General features: G+C 51.7%; 20 protein-coding genes. 12 read left to right on the top strand and 8 right to left on the bottom strand.

The window, feature by feature from the left end; translation table 11 throughout:
- Positions 1–132: 132 nt before the first annotated feature.
- The 5 genes from ACN0R1_RS07525 to ACN0R1_RS07505 form a co-directional block, all read right to left on the bottom strand.
- Positions 133–573 (bottom strand): copper chaperone PCu(A)C, encoded by a 441-nt coding sequence (locus tag ACN0R1_RS07525; RefSeq protein WP_417581481.1) that lies wholly within the window; start codon positions 571–573, stop codon positions 133–135.
- A 19-nt stretch (positions 574–592) separates the two neighbouring features.
- Positions 593–1189, bottom strand: a complete 597-nt coding sequence (locus ACN0R1_RS07520) for an SCO family protein (protein WP_417581479.1) — start codon at positions 1187–1189, stop codon at positions 593–595.
- A gap of 18 nt (positions 1190–1207) precedes the next feature.
- Positions 1208–1699, bottom strand: a complete 492-nt coding sequence (locus tag ACN0R1_RS07515; RefSeq protein ID WP_417581477.1) for a hypothetical protein — start codon at positions 1697–1699, stop codon at positions 1208–1210.
- An 84-nt stretch (positions 1700–1783) separates the two neighbouring features.
- Positions 1784–2986, bottom strand: a complete 1203-nt coding sequence (gene trpB, locus ACN0R1_RS07510) for a tryptophan synthase subunit beta (protein ID WP_417581475.1) — start codon at positions 2984–2986, stop codon at positions 1784–1786.
- Entirely contained in the window at positions 2979–3224 is a 246-nt protein-coding gene (locus tag ACN0R1_RS07505; protein WP_417581473.1) for a hypothetical protein, read from the bottom strand. Before ACN0R1_RS07505 ends, trpB begins: the two co-directional genes overlap by 8 nt.
- Before the next feature lie 109 nt (positions 3225–3333).
- Between ACN0R1_RS07505 and pdxB the strand changes: the two genes are divergently transcribed.
- Together pdxB and ACN0R1_RS07495 are read left to right on the top strand one after the other, a co-directional pair.
- Complete coding sequence (gene pdxB, locus ACN0R1_RS07500) at positions 3334–4494, top strand: 4-phosphoerythronate dehydrogenase PdxB (RefSeq protein ID WP_417581471.1); 1161 nt, start codon at positions 3334–3336, stop codon at positions 4492–4494.
- Positions 4495–4498: 4 nt separating this feature from the next.
- Positions 4499–5239 carry a flagellar brake domain-containing protein gene (locus tag ACN0R1_RS07495; RefSeq protein WP_417581469.1) on the top strand — a complete coding sequence of 247 codons (741 nt, stop codon included), beginning with the start codon at positions 4499–4501 and terminating at the stop codon, positions 5237–5239.
- Positions 5240–5332: 93 nt separating this feature from the next.
- Here ACN0R1_RS07495 and ACN0R1_RS07490 read toward each other — a convergent pair whose 3' ends face one another.
- The 3 genes from ACN0R1_RS07490 to fdhD all read right to left on the bottom strand — a co-directional run bounded on the left by ACN0R1_RS07490 (position 5333) and on the right by fdhD (position 7532).
- Positions 5333–5638, bottom strand: coding sequence for a hypothetical protein (locus tag ACN0R1_RS07490; RefSeq protein WP_417581467.1), 306 nt, complete (start codon positions 5636–5638; stop codon positions 5333–5335).
- Between the two features lie 120 nt (positions 5639–5758).
- Positions 5759–6673, bottom strand: coding sequence for a substrate-binding domain-containing protein (locus ACN0R1_RS07485; RefSeq protein WP_417581465.1), 915 nt, complete (start codon positions 6671–6673; stop codon positions 5759–5761).
- A complete protein-coding gene (fdhD, locus tag ACN0R1_RS07480; protein ID WP_417581463.1) occupies positions 6666–7532 on the bottom strand; it encodes a formate dehydrogenase accessory sulfurtransferase FdhD in 867 nt (288 codons plus the stop codon). Before fdhD ends, ACN0R1_RS07485 begins: the two co-directional genes overlap by 8 nt.
- A gap of 281 nt (positions 7533–7813) precedes the next feature.
- Between fdhD and ACN0R1_RS07475 the strand changes: the two genes are divergently transcribed.
- The 10 genes from ACN0R1_RS07475 to moaB all read left to right on the top strand — a co-directional run bounded on the left by ACN0R1_RS07475 (position 7814) and on the right by moaB (position 17164).
- The gene (locus tag ACN0R1_RS07475; RefSeq protein WP_417581461.1) at positions 7814–8281 is read left to right on the top strand and encodes a DUF3305 domain-containing protein; all 468 of its coding nucleotides are present in this window, start codon (positions 7814–7816) and stop codon (positions 8279–8281) included.
- Positions 8278–8832 (top strand): DUF3306 domain-containing protein, encoded by a 555-nt coding sequence (locus ACN0R1_RS07470; RefSeq protein WP_417581459.1) that lies wholly within the window; start codon positions 8278–8280, stop codon positions 8830–8832. Before ACN0R1_RS07475 ends, ACN0R1_RS07470 begins: the two co-directional genes overlap by 4 nt.
- A gap of 161 nt (positions 8833–8993) precedes the next feature.
- Positions 8994–10721, top strand: coding sequence for a 4Fe-4S binding protein (locus tag ACN0R1_RS07465; RefSeq protein WP_417581457.1), 1728 nt, complete (start codon positions 8994–8996; stop codon positions 10719–10721).
- A gap of 9 nt (positions 10722–10730) precedes the next feature.
- Positions 10731–11378, top strand: a complete 648-nt coding sequence (locus tag ACN0R1_RS07460; protein ID WP_417581455.1) for a TorD/DmsD family molecular chaperone — start codon at positions 10731–10733, stop codon at positions 11376–11378.
- A gap of 11 nt (positions 11379–11389) precedes the next feature.
- Complete coding sequence (locus tag ACN0R1_RS07455; protein ID WP_151054120.1) at positions 11390–11602, top strand: formate dehydrogenase; 213 nt, start codon at positions 11390–11392, stop codon at positions 11600–11602.
- A 39-nt stretch (positions 11603–11641) separates the two neighbouring features.
- Entirely contained in the window at positions 11642–14503 is a 2862-nt protein-coding gene (locus ACN0R1_RS07450; protein ID WP_417581453.1) for a molybdopterin-dependent oxidoreductase, read from the top strand.
- Between the two features lie 61 nt (positions 14504–14564).
- On the top strand, positions 14565–15209 hold the full coding sequence (gene fdh3B / locus ACN0R1_RS07445; RefSeq protein WP_417581451.1) for a formate dehydrogenase FDH3 subunit beta: 645 nt from the start codon (positions 14565–14567) through the stop codon (positions 15207–15209).
- A gap of 2 nt (positions 15210–15211) precedes the next feature.
- Positions 15212–16198 (top strand): formate dehydrogenase subunit gamma, encoded by a 987-nt coding sequence (locus ACN0R1_RS07440; RefSeq protein ID WP_417581449.1) that lies wholly within the window; start codon positions 15212–15214, stop codon positions 16196–16198.
- 130 nt (positions 16199–16328) lie between these two features.
- Positions 16329–16646 carry a DUF1244 domain-containing protein gene (locus ACN0R1_RS07435; protein ID WP_417581447.1) on the top strand — a complete coding sequence of 106 codons (318 nt, stop codon included), beginning with the start codon at positions 16329–16331 and terminating at the stop codon, positions 16644–16646.
- Positions 16646–17164 (top strand): molybdenum cofactor biosynthesis protein B, encoded by a 519-nt coding sequence (moaB, locus tag ACN0R1_RS07430; protein ID WP_417581445.1) that lies wholly within the window; start codon positions 16646–16648, stop codon positions 17162–17164. The genes ACN0R1_RS07435 and moaB overlap by 1 nt, the downstream gene beginning before the upstream one ends.
- Positions 17165–17176: the final 12 nt, after the last annotated feature.

Below are 17176 nucleotides of genomic sequence, written 5' to 3'. Positions count from 1 at the left end.
TACCTCTGTAGTAGAGGGGTTAGATTAGTTATAAACATCCGAGGCGGCTGAAAAAGAAGCCTGTCTAATGATATACAGCCACTTCGACGCCCGTCTACGTGGCTGTAAGATGTGTTAAGGAAGGCTTATGTCTTAATGAGCCATGCCCATCGGCATGACATGACGGACAGGTAGTGTCAGCTCTGTAGCTGATCCATCTGAAAAGGTCAGCGTCAGGTCGATCTGGTCGCCGTCAGCGAGGGGCTGTTTCAGGCCAATCAACATAATATGCAATCCACCTGGCTTGAGCTCAGTAGTTTCACCGGCAGGCAGTGCAATACTCTCAACCTGACGCATCTGCATCACCCCATCCACATCAGTATGCGTATGCAGTTCTGCTACTTCAGAAACACTGGATTGGGCGGTAATTACAGCCAGATCCGTTTCGGTGGTATTTTCCAATTGCATAAAGGCGGCACTGTTGGGTTGCCCTGGCGGTACCGCTCTGGCGTAAGGCTCGTGGATATTGACACTTTCAGTCGCAAAGCTGAAAGAGGAAAACAGCAGGGCACTAGCAAAACAGAGTTTACGCATGTTCAACACTCCTGGTTTTTTAGCTTTCTCCGATCAGTTGCTTGAGGTTATTCATCAACTGATCGGGGGGGGAATTATGGGAAACCAGCGCTTCAAGGTTGCCTTCTGGATTGATTAGGTACAGACGTGAAGAGTGATCCACGGCATATTCCATGGCGGAGTCACGCATCTCGACACGGCGGTAAAAGGCACCGTATTGCTTTACGACCTGGTCAATCTCAGATTTTTCACCGGTGACACCAATAATCTGCGGTGAGAAAAAACTGGAATAGTTGGCAAGGTGTTCCAGCGTGTCCCGCTCGGGGTCTACACTAATAAAAATGCCCTGAATCTGTTCACTTTGTTCTGCTGGCATATTGCGTAAGGCTTGCCCGAGCGTAGCCAGCGCCATGGGACAGACATCCGGACAATAGGTGTAGCCTATATAGATCACTACACCCTTACCTTGAAAGTCAGACAGGGAAACCGGCCCGTCAGCTGACATCAGGGTAAAGTCTCCACCAATGTTGCCACCCAGAGCGCGCTGCTCGGGTGCTTCTGGCTGCTGTTGAAAATAGAACATCACAGCGGCCACCAGTGCAATGCTGAGCAATAGCAGATAACGAATAGCTTTCATCAAATCTCCTTGCCTTGACTAGCGTGCTTCAAAATCAAAGTGTGTTGAGTATAGCGTGTCGGCAGTATCAATATAGACGATAGCACGCCAGGTCATTTCACCTGTAGTACAAACAGCCAGCTCTGTGGTCCCACGCCAGACATCTGGGCGTTCTGGATCTTGCTGTAACGCTGTCTGGTTCAGTCCCATATACATCTCTACACCCTGAAGATCTAACATCACCTGTCTGGCGTCGAAATGTTGCAGTCTGACTTCAATGCTCAGTGATTGCATGGAAACCAGGGGCTTGGGCGACAGATTGAGCTGCAAGACCTGTTTCCCAGCTGAAGCAATACAGCCGCCCTGATGCAAATCACAGGGTAATGGGGGAATAAACACGCTGTCTTCGGTGCGTTGTTCATCGACCCATTGTGGCAATACCACCAGAGCCAGCAGTACCAGAGCAATCAACACCAGTAACATCCATTGTCGGCTAGGTTTGCCTTTGTCGGGCGTTTGATCATCGGTCATGTTGAAAGCCAGTTTATCGGAGGATGGTAGGGAAAACGATGCGACATAGTGTCGCATCGTTGGCAGGTGAAGATGATCTGGATGTCACAGACCCAGCAGGTCGGCAACATAGTCGGCGTCTTTATCACCCCGTCCTGAAATGTTTATCAGAATAGTTTGTTCAGGGGCGAGTGTCGGTGCTGTACGAATGGCCCAGGCGACAGCATGGGAGCTTTCCAGTGCCGGAATGATGCCCTCCACTCGTGACAGTGTCAGGAAGGCATCCAGGCATTCCTGATCGGTTGCGGTTTCATACTGAACCCGACCCAGGTCTTTCAGATAGGAATGCTGGGGCCCAACGCCAGGATAATCCAGGCCCGACGCTATAGAGTGAACCGGCATGGGCTGGCCATCTTCAGTTTCCAGTACATAGCATTTCATGCCATGAATCTGTCCGGGTTTGCCTAATGTCAGCGTGGCTGAGTGTTGGTCGGTATCCAGACCTTTACCTGCTGGCTCAACACCCACCATATTGACTGAGTCATCACCGAGAAAGGCAGTAAACAGGCCAATGGAGTTGCAACCACCGCCGACACAGGCTGTCAGGTAGTCCGGTAGTTTGCCAAAACGGGTCATAAACTGCTCGCGGGCTTCTTCGCCGATAATGGATTGGAAATCGCGGACCATTTTCGGAAAAGGGTGCGGGCCAACCACAGAACCGATTGCATAAATAAAGTTGTCCGGATCTTTCAGGTATTCCTCAAATGCGCTGTCGACAGCATCCTTCAGTGTTGCTGTACCTCGTGTGACCGGAATCAGCGTACAGCCAAGAATTTTCATTTTGACCACATTGGGGTGTTCTTTTTCAATATCCACCTGGCCCATGTGAATTTCACAGGGAATGCCTACCAGGGCACAGGCGGTAGCCAGTGCGACACCGTGCTGTCCAGCACCTGTTTCCGCAATTACCTTGGTTTTGCCCATGTACTTGGCCAGTAGGGCTTCACCTAAGCAGTGATTGATTTTGTGAGCGCCGGTATGGTTCAGGTCTTCACGCTTAAGGAAGATTTGTGCACCTCCCAGCTTTTCACTCAGTCTACGCGCATGGAATATCGGACTGGGGCGACCAATGTAATCAGCGAACAGCATTTTTAATTCATTTTTAAACTCGGGCATCCGGCGAATTTCTTCATACGCCTTGTCGATGTCGTTCATGACGCGCTGTAGTTCAGGAGGAATAATTTGTCCGCCATATTCACCAAAATAGCCCTGGGCATCGGGCATGGCCGCGTATTCGATTTTACTCATAGATACTCCGTAAGGGGGCGTTGTCACTGCGTTCTCTGAAGCCGTTTTTAATCAGACTCAGGCGCAATTTGGTTACGTACTTTTCCGCTTCATGCAGAGAGGGCAGTACTGTATGACTGAACTCACTGTCATCATTGAGGCAATTGCCCCAGCTTTGCGTAAGAATCCAGTCACCAACCAGATCCTGGTAGACGCTGACAGTAAAATAGTCAGCCTGTTTTTGCCAGCGTAATAACACAGATTTTCTTCTGAATAGATGAGGAACAATGACCCGGACAGGGGATACGTTTTATAATGGCGCGAAATTGAGCCTGAAAATGCCCTTGTTGTAAAGTCTTGGAGGTCTATTGAAGCCTGCCCCGTTGAAAATTGTTGCGGATGAAAATATTCCGGCGCTGCAAACACTGTTTGCCCCGCTGGGAGAGCTGCATACTCGCCCCGGTCGGGCAATCTGCCGTGATGATCTGCTGGATGCGGATGTACTGTTGGTACGCTCGGTCACCCCTGTTAATCGGGCACTGTTGCAAGGTACCTCGGTACGTTTTGTTGGCACAGCCACTATCGGTACCGATCATATCGATCTGGCGGCTCTGACCGAGCTAGGTATAGGATTCAGTAGTGCGCCGGGCTGTAATGCCGATGCGGTTGTAGAGTATGTGCTCAGTGTACTGCTGCATTTGGCTGAAGAGCAGGGTTTTGATTTGTGGGGCCGATCTGTTGGCATCGTCGGTGTCGGTAATGTCGGCTCACGGCTGGCGACCAGGCTGCAGGCGCTGGGAATCCGCACCTTGCTATGTGATCCGCCCAGACAGCGCTCCTTGTCAGTCGATGAGGCGGCGCGTTTTTGTTCGCTGGAGCAGTTGTTAAGTGAAGCTGATATTGTCAGCCTGCACACGCCGTTGACCCATTCGGGTGAGGATGCGACCTGGCACCTGTTGCAGGCTGAAACGCTGGCGATGCTGCAACCTGGCTCAATTTTGATCAATGCCGGGCGCGGGCCGGTGATTGATAATCGAGCACTGCTTGAGTTGCTACAGCAGCGTGATGATCTGACACTGGTGCTGGATGTCTGGGAAAATGAGCCAGCGGTTAATCCGGCATTGGCAGCTCATGTCAAAATTGCTACACCACATATTGCCGGCTATTCGCTGGAAGGTAAATTGCGCGGAACCTGGATGCTCTATCAAGCCTGGTGTGCATTTAGCGGTGTTAGGGTGCAGCAGTCTTTTGCGCAACTGTTACCGCTTGCCGAGGTGGCGGAGATGCGGTTAACTGAAAAGGCAGGTCTATTGCCGCCGGTACGAATGCTGTACGATCCTTTTCGTGATGATCGTGCGCTGCGCGCCAGTTTGGGTGTGCCTGAGCAGCAGCAAAAGGTCGCCTTTGATCAGTTGCGTAAGCAGTACCCAATCCGGCGCGAGTTCAGCGCCTTAACCCTGCAGCTGCCAACAGATCAGCAGTCAATTTTCAAAGCGCTGGGTTTTCCGGTCGCGGATGCTAAAAAGTGAATTCATGTCTCCAGTCAGTCTGAAACCTCAATCGGGTCAGTTAGCCACTCGGCGGGTGCTACCTGTCATATCGCTGGCACAATTACGCCCACGTCCAGGTGAACCGGTGCGCCTTGAAACGCGGCTCCCCAAAGCGCGCTATTCAGTGCGCCTGGTGGGTGTGCACGACCAGAGTGCGGTGATTGTGACTGCGCCGAAAAGCCGCAAGCCTTTGCTGACTGAAGGGGTTTCGCTGAATGTGAAACTGCTGTGTGGTAATACGCTGATCAGCTTCAAATCGCGTTTGCTTAAAGCGCGTTCGGAGCCTTTTCCTCATTGGATACTGGCCTATCCAACGGCACTGGATACTGTGCCGTTTCGTCAGCACACTCGTGTGCCTGTTCACCTGAATTTATTGTTGGACAAGGGTGATGCTGATCCGCATGCGTCACAAACGGCGCTGTGTGTAGACATGAGTTTGTCCGGTGCTTCGGTGGAGTCTCCCTTGGCGCTGGCCACTGTTGGTGACAGTGTGTTTTTGACTGCCAGGGTCTCTGTTGCTGGCATAGACCATGTGATTTTAGCGCCCGCTAAGGTACGCAGTGTTATGCAAACAGAGAGCGGAACCCTCAAGGTCTATCGTCACGGTTTGATCTTTGATGAGATGGAGGAAGAGACGCGCCTGGTATTGGCAGGCTATGTGTATCAGCAGTGGTTGTATGAATGCGGGGAATTGCATGAAACGGAGCAATTTGCAGCGCTATAAATAAAAACACTCCGGCAAGCGGGGTGTTTTTATGTACAGAATGTACTGCATGCCGCGTGCGCATGGATGCGCAGGAGCGGCGAACAGGTAAGATTACTTACCGAAGTTCTGCATTTCAGCCATTACAGTTTTGCTGGATTCAGTGGCCAAAGCGGTGAAAGCTTCGCCCTGTGCTTTGAGCAGGCTGTACAGTGAAGTGCTAGCTTCAGTGTTGAACTTGATCACTTCTTCAGGGGTTTTCAGGCTTTTAGCTTTTTCAGCTTCAGACTTGAAAAAGTTAACCAGCTCTTCGCCAGATTTTTTCTGCAGCTCAACAGTTTTGCTGAGAGTTTCAGTCTGCAGGGCAATCAGGTTTTTAGCGGCTTCAACAGGCTTCTGGAAATCAACAGTGTTTGTCATGAGAGTCTCTCCTAATATTTAATGATCTATGCAGTGTTTTTGTTGCACTGCACAATACGTCCGATTATAGGGGTATGAGAGCCTGTGTCAAGTATTTTTTTGTGCATTGCACAAATATTTTTACGAGTCTTTGACTTCACCATTCCAAATAAGTTTTCCACATTGACTTAGATCATAGCCCTCCAGTTTGGTGGCGGTTTGGCGGCCCTCAGGGCTCTGTAGCCAGTCAAATAATTGCTGTAGTAACGTCCTGAAAAATACCTGTCTGGGGATCACCAGCTCAAAGGCTTCCTGATACACAGGGACAAAGGTCAGACCGCACTCGATGGCCGCGGCTTCAGTGCCTGGACCTATGTCGGCCAGATTTCGGGCAATGGCAGAAGCGACTTCGGTTTCGGTGAGAGCTCGCACGCTGGCGTGTATTTTGTCAAAAGGCAGATTCTGTTGATGCAGCCAGTCTTTTAGAAAGCGCTGGGATCCAGCACCTTCCTGGCGTATCACCCAGCGCTTGCGTAACATTGCTGTGGGTTCGCTGAGTAGCGTGTCGGAGTCATCTTTGCGCAGCATCAGACCCTGTCGGCGCTTGAACAGATGTACCAGTACCCAGTGGCGTGAACCGGCATACTGGCGAATCAGTGCCGGGTGGCGTAATTGACTTTCTTCGGCCCGTCCCCAGTGTACGGCACAGCAATCTATCAATCCCTGCGCCAGTAATGATAAACCCGCTTGGGTGCCAGTGGGCATATAACTGTAGAGTGCCTGGTACTGCTGCTGTTGCATAATTCTTAGCAGTGCCGCTTTTAGTAAAGGATCATCACTGCCAGCAAATAACAGCCGGTCACTGAGTACGCCGTGATGACTGGATTCCAGCAGCCATTGGTCAATGAGTTTGCGGGGGAATAACCATTTTCCGGTTACTTTGGTGGCAGGCAGATGGCCATCACTGGCAAGTTGGTAGACCTTTTTTTCATTCAGATGCAAGTAAGCCGCCGCATCTTTGACAGTCATATAAGGGGATGGGGTTGGATCACTCATCCTGAGACCTCCGTTTATTTGATCGTGCTAATGGCGTGGGCTTGGCATCCAGCTCCAGGCGTGTTTGGCCGCTGAATACCAGAAAGTGTCGCCCTTTAGCGCGAGCGAGCATAAGAATGCCCAGTTCATTGGCGATCTGCAGTCCCATTTCGGTGGCACCCGAGCGGGATAAGAGTGCGCTGATCCCCATTTGTGCGGTTTTCATTACCATCTCAGAGGTCAGGCGACCAGTGGTATAGAAAATTTTATCGTCACTGTTAATGCCTTCCAGCCACAGCCGACCGGCCAGGGTATCCACCGCATTGTGCCGACCTATGTCCTCACAGAAGCTCAGCACCTCACCTTCGGCTGAGCAGATAGCACAGCCATGCACCGCACCGGCATTTTTGTAGGTGTCGTTGTGTTGATTCAGGCTGTCGAGCAAGTGGTAAATCTGCGATTGCTTCAGCGTCCACTGGCTCAGCTGTAAGCCTTTTAAGCGCTCCATCTGGTTGCCGAAAACCGTACCCTGTCCACAGCCAGTAGTTACAGTTCGTTTGGCCAGTGTGGCTTCTATATCATCCGGCGTATGCGAGGTGACGACAGCAGCGGCTTCTACCTCCCAGTCGACTTGAACAGCCAGCACATCTTCAAGTCGATTTACTAACCCCTGATTGCGTAAATAGCCGAGCACCAGTGCCTCAGGATCTTCGCCCAGCGTCATCAGGGTGACTATCTCGCGTTTATTCAGATAAAGCGTGAGAGGTCTTTCGCAGGCCAGTGCTTGTTCCCGCCAGTCACCCTGCTCATCCATGACCTGTGCAATACGTGTCAACGAGGCACGTGCCTGTGTCATTACTAAACCGGGGTTATCAGTCATAGTCGATCCTTAGCCTGTTGTTCACTGGTTTAATCAGCAACATTTGTACCAGTCTGCCGAGCATGCCAGATAGACGGTTTAAGGGCGATGCTGGCAAAGTTCCAGAGTGATGAGATGGGTCATTTTGTCCCGAACGGGTCTGGGTGTGTGATTATTTGACCCTTTTCTATGTCGGTGATGAGTATAGCAGGGCTGGCGACTCAGGCGCTTGGGTAATGCGGCACATTACTTGCCTCTGACCTACACTGATAGTTAACGAAAACTAATAACAGGAGTTGGGTATGGCACAGTCAGATCATGGTCCGACATCGGATAAATGGCCCTTGTGGGTAGTGCTGGATCGACAGGAAACTCAGTCACGCGGTTGGCCATCGGTATCCTGGAAAATTTCGCAGATCAGCGCCGTTAAGCCTGAAGAACCTGAGGCGTTTCAGTTGTGTTTACAACTTCATCGCGATGAGCGTATGGCCTATCGTTTTAATCTGAGTGCTCAGGCGCCTACTCTGTTTGTGATCTGCGAAGAGGTGGAAGCCGGCAAGCTGGAGCCGCGAAAATTATCGGTGGCGCAGGATCTTGCGGCTGACCACCTGGATGCCGGGCAGCCAGTGCTGAGTATTCCCATGCCTCAGGCTATCTATGTATGGCTGGAGCAGTTTATGGCGAAGCATGGTGAGTTAGAGGATCCTAAGGCGGGTAAGCGCCGTTTACGGGCCCAGGCAGCGGGTGAAGCAAGTGGAGGTGCGGCATGAGTGAAGGGTTTCTGAATCGCTGGTCGCGTATCAAGCAGACTGGTGAAGAGGCTTTGCCTGATGTTGACCCGCATGATAGCGAAGCGAACCGCGCTGATTCAGACGTCAGGCTTGTTCAGAATGCTGAGCTTGCGGAGCAGGAGGACGTTACTGATCAAGCGGCGACTGAAGTCGAGCCTCTCACAGATGAGGATATGCCGGATATCGACACAATTGATTCCCGCAGTGATATGTCGGCTTTCTTTTCGACGGGTGTTTCGTCTGAGTTGAAGCGTCAGGCGTTGCGTAAATACTTTCATCAGCCTGAATTTAACTTCCGTGATCCACTGGATGAATACAATCTGGATTATTCGCAACCGAAGAAACTGGTTGCTGTCGTCGGTGAAAAAGTACGCGGCTGGGCAGAGCAGCAACTGGAAGATGCAATGCAGCAGGCGCGTGATAGCCTGGCGGGTGTAGAGGCGGATAGACAAAAAATAGCTGTTGATGAGTCGGCGGAGACTGTTGGTCCAGATCGCCCCGAAAAAACTACCCAGGAGGAGACAAAATGACCCGCTTTTTTATTAAGCATGCTTTTTTGTCGGTGTATAGGTGATTCAGTTGTGTAATTCAGGTTGATAAAACTGGCTTCTAAATTGCAATAACCTATAAATAACTACAACTCGACCACCTGAATCATAACAAGCGTGCAGGTGAGCCTGAGAGAGAGTCAATGAAACCCAATAGTTTAATTATGCATCAGGCCTTTACGGCCACACCTGAGTTAAATGCGCGTGCCCGACAGCAGGCACTCAATGCCCTGCCGCCGTTGATGGCGATGCAGGATGGCGTGATCAGCTATACCAGTCGTGGGCATTTGCTAATCATCGGCCCTGAGGATCTGATTCGTCTTGTGGCTGCGCAGGTTGTAGGCGCCAGCAGCAAAACCCTGCTGGCGATGGGGCAGGTGTCAAACCAGGATGATGAGCACCTGGAGCGTGCCATGCAGGCAGCTCCTGAGTTGACTCCCTTGTATTTGCCTTTCGTATCACTGAGCGGCTGGCTGGGAGCATTTCAACTGCGCCTTAGCGCACCGGATGGACAACAGATCAACCCGGCAGAAGCCACCGCCGGACAACCCCATTATGATCTGGTATTGGACCTTAATACTGACCCGGTGATTGCATCCGAATTATCTCCTCCCGGCTACTTTGCTATCGGAGCGGACGCGAATCGTCTTGCCGATGCGCTGGAAGAGATTGCCAGCATGGTCGGTGAGTTTGAAAAGCCGCAGTACGTGCAGGTTAACCATGATATCTGTGCGCATGCTGACCGTGGCAATATGGGCTGCACCCGTTGTCTGGATGTCTGTCCGGCCGACGCGATCAGCAGCCATAACAACACCCTCAGTCATGACTTTCAAATCAGTGTTGATACCCATTTGTGTCATGGTGCTGGCAGCTGTACCACCGTGTGTCCTACCGGTGCCCTGAGCTTTGCTGCACCTAAGCCCGCTACTCAACTGGATCGTTTACGTAACTGTCTGGACAGCTATTTTCAAGCCGGTGGCGAAAGACCGGCCTTGATGATTCATGCTGAGCACTACAGCCCTGAAATGGATCAACTACCTGCGCATGTAATTCCTGTGGCACTGGAAGAGGTGGGCGCACTGGGAGCCGACACCTGGCTATCCTTACTGGCCTATGGTGTGACCTATATCGCTATCCTGATTGATGAGGAAACCCCCGCAACGCTTAAACAACAGTTGCAAGACGAAGTCAGCTTAACCGGACACTTGTTACAGGCCATCGGTCATCCACATGCACGCATTTCCGTGGTTACTGCCGATGCTATGCCGGATGCACTCAGTGCACTGAATGCAAGCCTGGAATCCTGGGAAGGTTTGCCCAAGGGGATGATATTTCCCTATGAGGGCAAACGTCAGACTATCAATGTTGCGCTAGACCGTTTGATAGAGCAGGGCGAGGCAAATGAAACCCCTGTCTCTTTACCTAAGGGTAGCCCGTATGGCCAAGTACTCGTTGACGAATCAGCCTGTACCCTGTGTATGAGTTGTGTGTCGGTATGCCCGACTTCCGCGCTCAAGAGTGCCAGTGACGTAGCTCCAGTGCTGGCGTTTCTGGAAGGCGATTGTGTGCAGTGTGGTTTGTGTGAGGCTAGCTGCCCTGAACGTGCAATTAGTCTTGAAGCTCGCTTTGCACCGGCGGCGGGTACTCGCGGTGAAGTACGTACGCTAAAAGAGGAAGAGCCTTTTCACTGTATCCGCTGTTCCAAGCCGTTCGCGACTAAAAGTACCATCGAAAAAATTAGTCAGAAACTTGAAGCGCATCCCTATTTTCAAGGTGAGGCCGCCAAGCGTCTGCAGATGTGCGATGACTGTCGTGTCAGAGACAGCTACCGCGAATTGGCCGCCGATCCTACAGCACAACTGAGACTTTAAGGAGTGAGGATGGAGACGTTCAATCCCCAGGATGCACAGTTGCAAACATCGTTAAGTGAAGAAGATGCGTTGCGTGCAGATATTTATGCCCTGTTGGCTTCCTTGTGCCGCAGTCATCCTTCTGAAGCGCTGTTGGAGTTTCTGGCATCACTGGAACTGGATCGCAGCGCAGCCAACTCCATGTCTCAGGCATGGGAGTTGCTGCGTATGGCCGCCGCTCGCACAAAGCATCAATCTCTGGAAGATGAATACCTGAACCTGTTCATTGGTATCTCTCAGGGCGAATTAACCCCGTTTGCATCCTGGTATCTGACCGGATCCTTGATGGAGGCGCCCTTGATTGAATTGCGCAATGACCTGCAACTGCTGGGTTATGAACGTGATGAGGGCGTAAAAGAACCAGAAGACCATATTTCTGTACAGCTGGAGATGATGAGCCTGTTGATTCAACAGGGTGATAGCCGCGAGCGCCAGGCGGTGTTTTTTCAACGTCACTTGAATGCCTGGGCAGGTCAGCTGTTTGCTGATATGGCCGAGGCACCCAGTGCCGTGTTTTATCATGCCGTAGCGATGCTGGGGCAAGCCTTTATAAAAACAGAAAGCGTGCATTTACAAAAAATTCCGGATGCCGTTCAAAGTGTGCATCTGCGAGGATGAGGAGAGCAAACATGCATAACAATAAACCTGTTAATCAACCTGTCAGTAATGGACGCCGACAGTTTCTGCGTGGTGTGGCTGTTGCATCAGCGGCGGGTATAGCCGCCTCAGCAGGCAGTGCTATAGCAGACACCGAGGCCCCTGAGATTCAGACGTCTGATGCGAATCAGCAGGGTTACCATGAAACGGATCACATCCGTTCTTATTACGCCAGTTGTCGCTGATGCGGACTGTCACACACTCGAATAATTGAGGGGATGAAGATGCGTCTGAATAAAAAAATCAGTGATCAGTCACTGGATAATCCACATAATCGCTTAGGTGTCAGTCGTCGTGGTTTCCTGAAAGGAACAACGCTGGCCGCGGGTGGTATTGCTGCCAGCGGACTGCTGGGTAAGGGTATGATTCGCCCGGCTGAAGCGGCAACGCCCAGGTCATCAGCACCCGTTGAGATCAAGCGTACCATCTGTTCTCACTGTTCAGTGGGTTGCGGTGTGTATGCGCATGTCCAGAACGGCGTCTGGACCTACCAGGAAGCGGCGTTTGATCATCCGATCAATAAGGGTTCTCACTGTGCTAAAGGGGCGGCGTTGCGGCACCATGGTCATAGCAGCCGTCGGGTAAAATACCCGATGAAGCTTGAAGGCGGGCAGTGGAAACGCCTCAGCTGGGAACAGGCCATCAATGAAATCGGTGACAAGGTTGAGTCTATTCGTGCCGAATCCGGTCCTGACTCTGTTTACTGGTTGGGTTCTGCCAAGTTTAATAATGAACAGGCCTATCTGTTCCGTAAATTCGCATCCCTCTGGGGCACTAATAACGTCGATCACCAGGCGCGTATCTGTCACTCCACCACGGTAGCTGGCGTAGCCAATACCTGGGGCTATGGTGCGATGACCAACAGCTACAACGATATGCAGAACAGTAAATCGATTCTGTTTATCGGTTCCAACGCCGCTGAAGCGCACCCGGTATCCATGCAGCATACGTTGATCGCCAAAGAGCGTAACAACTGTAAGATCGTGGTGGCTGATCCCCGCTTTACCCGCACCGCTGCACACGCACACCAGTATGTCCGTATTCGTCCTGGCTCCGATGTGGCCTATGTCTGGGGATTGTTGTGGCATATCTTTGCCAATAGCTGGGAAGATACCGAGTATCTGGCACAACGTGTCTATGGCATGGATGAAATTCGTGAAGAGGTGAAGCAGTTCCCGCCGGAAGTGGTGCAGGATATCACCGGCGTTGACGAACAAACCATGTACGATACCGCTAAGCTATTGTCTGACCATCGTCCAGGTTGTGTGGTCTGGTGTATGGGCGGAACGCAGCATACCACCGGTAACAACAACACCCGTGCTTACTGCATTTTGGAGCTGGCGCTGGGTAATGTGGGTAAAGAAGGTGGCGGTGCCAATATCTACCGTGGCCATGATAACGTGCAGGGTGCGACCGACTTTGGTGTGCTATCCAATTCCTTGCCAGGCTACTATGGACTGGCCGAGGGTTCGTGGAAGCACTGGGCGCGTGTATGGGACGTGGATTTTGACTGGTTGAAAGCACGCTTTGACCAGGATGAACACCGCGGTAGTGTACCGATGAATGCTACCGGTATCCCGGTTTCCCGCTGGGTGGATGGGGTGTTGGAAGATCCGGATAACATGTCGCAGAAAGACCGCATTCGTGCGATGTTCTACTGGGGCCACGCGGTTAACTCCCAGACCCGTGGGCCGGAAATGCGCGAAGCCATGAAGCAACTGGATATGATGGTCATTGTTGACCCTTATCCAACTGTTGCCGCGGTCATGAACGATCGCACCGATGGTGTCTATTTGCTGCCGGCCTGTACCCAGTTCGAAACCTACGGTTCAGTTACCGCTTCAAACCGTTCGATTCAGTGGCGTGATAAGGTCATCGAGCCACATTTCGAGTCCAAGTCAGACCATGAAATTATCTACCTGCTGGCGAAAAAACTGGGCCTGGCTGACGAGTTGGTTAAGAATATTCAGGTTAACGGTGATGAGCCGTTGATTGAAGATATCGTGCGTGAATACAACCGCGGTATGTGGACCATCGGTTACACAGGGCAAAGTCCTGAGCGACTGAAATACCATCAGCAAAACTGGCATGCGTTTGATTTCACCAGCCTGCGTGCGGTGGGAACGGATGCACACAATGACTTCTATGGATTGCCATGGCCTTGCTGGGGCACACCTGAAATGAAGCACCCTGGCACGCATATTCTGTATAACACCAGTTTGCCGGTCAAAGACGGTGGACTGGGCTTCCGGGCTAACTTTGGGGTCGAGCGTAATGGCGAAACACTGTTGGCTGAAGGCTCCGCACCTGTTGGCAATGAAATCGGTGATGGTCATCCGGAGTTTACCGCTGATATGCTCAAGCAACTGGGCTGGTGGGGTGATCTTACTGCTGAAGAGCAGGCCGAAGCTGAAGGTAAAAACTGGAAGACTGACTTGTCGGGTGGTATCCAGCGCGTTGCTATTCAGCATGGTTGTGCCCCCTTTGGTAACGGTAAGGCCCGTACCGTAGTATGGACCTTCCCGGATGCTATTCCCAAGCACCGTGAGCCACTCTATACGACCCGTCGTGACCTGGTTGATAAATACCCAACCTGGGATGATTTTGATGACCTGTTCCGCTTGCCAACGCTGTATAAATCCATTCAGGATCGCGACACCTCGGCTGAGTTCCCGATCATTCTGACCTCGGGTCGTCTGGTTGAGTATGAAGGCGGTGGTGATGAAACCCGTTCCAACCCCTGGTTGGCCGAGTTGCAGCAGGATATGTTTGTCGAGATCAATCCGTTCAACGCTAACACCCTGCGAATCGCTGATGGTGATACCGTTTGGGTTTATGGACCAGAGGGTGGCAAGGTGCGTGTCAAAGCATTGGTAACTAACCGTGTTGACCGTAATGTTGCCTTTATGCCGTTCCACTTCGGTGGTGAGTTCCAGGGTGAAGACCTGCGTGGCCGGTATCCGGAAGGCAGTGATCCCTACGTACTGGGTGAGGCTGTCAATACAGTGACCACCTACGGCTATGATCCGGTGACCTTGATGCAGGAAACCAAGTGTACTGTATGCCGTATCGAGAAAGCGGCCTGAACCCATAGAAAAATAAAGCTGGGCCCCTGCTGAGAGCGGAGGGCCTATGAGGAGAAAATCCATGGCTCGTATGAAGTTTTTATGTGACTCAGAGCGCTGTATCGAGTGTAACGGCTGTGTAACGGCCTGTAAAAATGCCAATGAAACCGAATGGGGAATTCAGCGTCGTCGTGTGGTCACCCTGGACGATGGCGAAGTTGGTAAGGAAACCTCCATTTCGGTGGCCTGTATGCACTGTACGGATGCGCCTTGTATGGCAGTCTGTCCGACCGATTGTTTCTATCCGACTGAAGACGGTCTGATCCTGCACAACAAGGATGCCTGTATCGGTTGTGGCTACTGTTTGTATGCCTGTCCGTTTGGTGCGCCACAGTTCCCGCAGCAGGGTGCGTTTGGTGCGCGTGGCAAGATGGATAAATGTACCTTCTGTGCCGGTGGTCCGGAAGATGATCCGGTACTGGAAGAGCAGAAATACGGCGCTAACCGCCTGCGTGAGGGTAAGCTGCCTTTATGTGCCGAAATGTGCTCCACCAAGGCGCTGCTGGCCGGTGATGCGCAAGACGTGGCGGATATCTTCCGTGAGCGTGTAGTCTACCGTGGTCATCGCAACAGTGCCTGGAGTTCAGTTGAACATGAAGCGGCTGAATCTGAGCAGCTGGCTAAAAATGCCGCTGATCTGGCTTATGATGCAACGCAGAGTGTATAGCTATGGAAAAACATGGGTCAGAGGGTGGCGTTAAGATCTGGCTGATGTTGTTACTGGCGGTGCTTTTAGCACTGCCAGTAACAGCGCTGGCTCAAGAGTCTGATACGCGCCGTGAGGCATTTCAATCTATGCCAGGAACCACGCCAGATTTCTGGCGTGATGCCGTGGAGGGTGTCAGTGGCAGGACACAGTCAAATAGTCCAGGTGCTGATACCTTGATCATGCTTGAAGGCGAACGCTGGAAAGACATCCGTAATCAGTGGATCTCGCCAGGCGGTGCTATCGCTCTGGGAGGTAGTCTGCTGGCGATCACTTTATTCTACCTGCTGGTAGGGCAGGTGAAGCTGGAAAATCCGCGTACCGGTAAGACTATTGAACGTTGGACACGCTGGGACAGAGCCATTCACTGGTATGTCGCCGTGTTGTTCATCATTCTTGGGCTTACTGGGTTGTCGATTCTGTACGCCAAATGGTTTTTGATGCCGATTCTGCCGACCAGTGTCTGGGCGGGCTGGATGATAGCGGCGAAAAATATCCATAACTACCTGGGGCCCTTGTTTGCACTGGGTGTGTTGGTGATGATCGTCAAATGGCTGAAACACAATTTTTTCAATATGACCGATCTGAAATGGTTTCTTAAGGGTGGTGGTATTGTCGGTAAGGGGCATCCATCGGCTGGCTACCTGAACGGTGGTGAAAAGATATGGTTCTGGATGGTGGTGTTGGTTGGATTGACGGTGGTGGTTTCTGGTTTGGTGCTGGATTTCCCTAACTTCGGTCAGCCACGTGAAACCATGCAGCTGTTTCTGATAATCCATGCGGTGGCCTCACTGGTATTGATGGCGGCTGCGTTCGGACATATCTACATAGGTACTATTGGAACCGAAGGTGCCTTTGAAGGGATGAAAACCGGCTATGTCGATGAATCCTGGGCGAAACAACACCACGACCAGTGGTACGACGCGATAAAAAAGAAAACCGGGAACTGATCTGCACCACAGACACCCCGTAACCCCCAACAGCCATGTTCCTCACCCGACATGGCTGTTTCTTATGTACAGTCCTGTCTCTATCTATATAATCAGGTTAAAAATTACTCTGCCTAAGGAAGTGTGAACCATGAAACACCTTGATGCCCAGACCACAACTGAAATCGAAGCAGCTGCTTTTCGGCAGTTGCTCAAGCACCTGGATGACAACAAGGATGTGCAGAATATCGATCTGATGATTCTTGCCGACTTTTGCCGCAATTGCCTGGCAAAGTGGTTGATGGCGGCTGCCGAAGCGCGTGGTGAAACACTCAATTATGATCAAGCGCGTGAACATGTCTATGGCATGCCCTATGAGCAGTGGAAAGATCTGTATCAGCAGTCAGCCACACCTGAACAGTTGGCTGCCTTTGCCGCTCGTGAAGCGGCGAAAAAGGGAGCACAATAATGACTGAGGCGGTAGCTTTGAATATTGCGGTGCTGACCCTGTCAGATAGCCGTACCCTGGCTGAAGACCGCTCTGGTGATACGCTGGTAGCCCTGCTGGAAGCGGCTGGTCATAAACTGGTTAGTAGGGAACTCATCCCTGATGATGTGTACAAGATGCGGGCTGTGGTGAGTCAGTGGATTGCTGATGCGGGTGTTCAGGTGATTCTGACTACCGGTGGTACCGGATTTTCTGGCCGGGATTCGACACCCGAAGCCTTGCGACCGCTGTTCGATACTGAAATCGAAGGCTTTGGTGAGCTGTTCCGGCAGGTGTCCTGGCAGGAAATAGGCTCGTCTACAGTTCAATCACGCTGCCTGGCAGGCCTGGCGAATCGTACGGCTATTTTTTGTTTACCTGGCTCCACCGGTGCGTGTAAAACCGCCTGGAAAAATATCTTGCTGGAGCAATTAGACAGCCGTCACCGTCCGTGTAATTTTGTCGGCATTTTGTTAAATGGCAAGCAGTTACATAGCTGAATGTGTGACACT

The sequence above is a fragment of the Nitrincola sp. genome, assembly GCF_048264025.1.
Taxonomy (GTDB): domain Bacteria; phylum Pseudomonadota; class Gammaproteobacteria; order Pseudomonadales; family Balneatricaceae; genus Nitrincola.
This window is presented reverse-complemented; position numbering and strand designations above follow the sequence as displayed.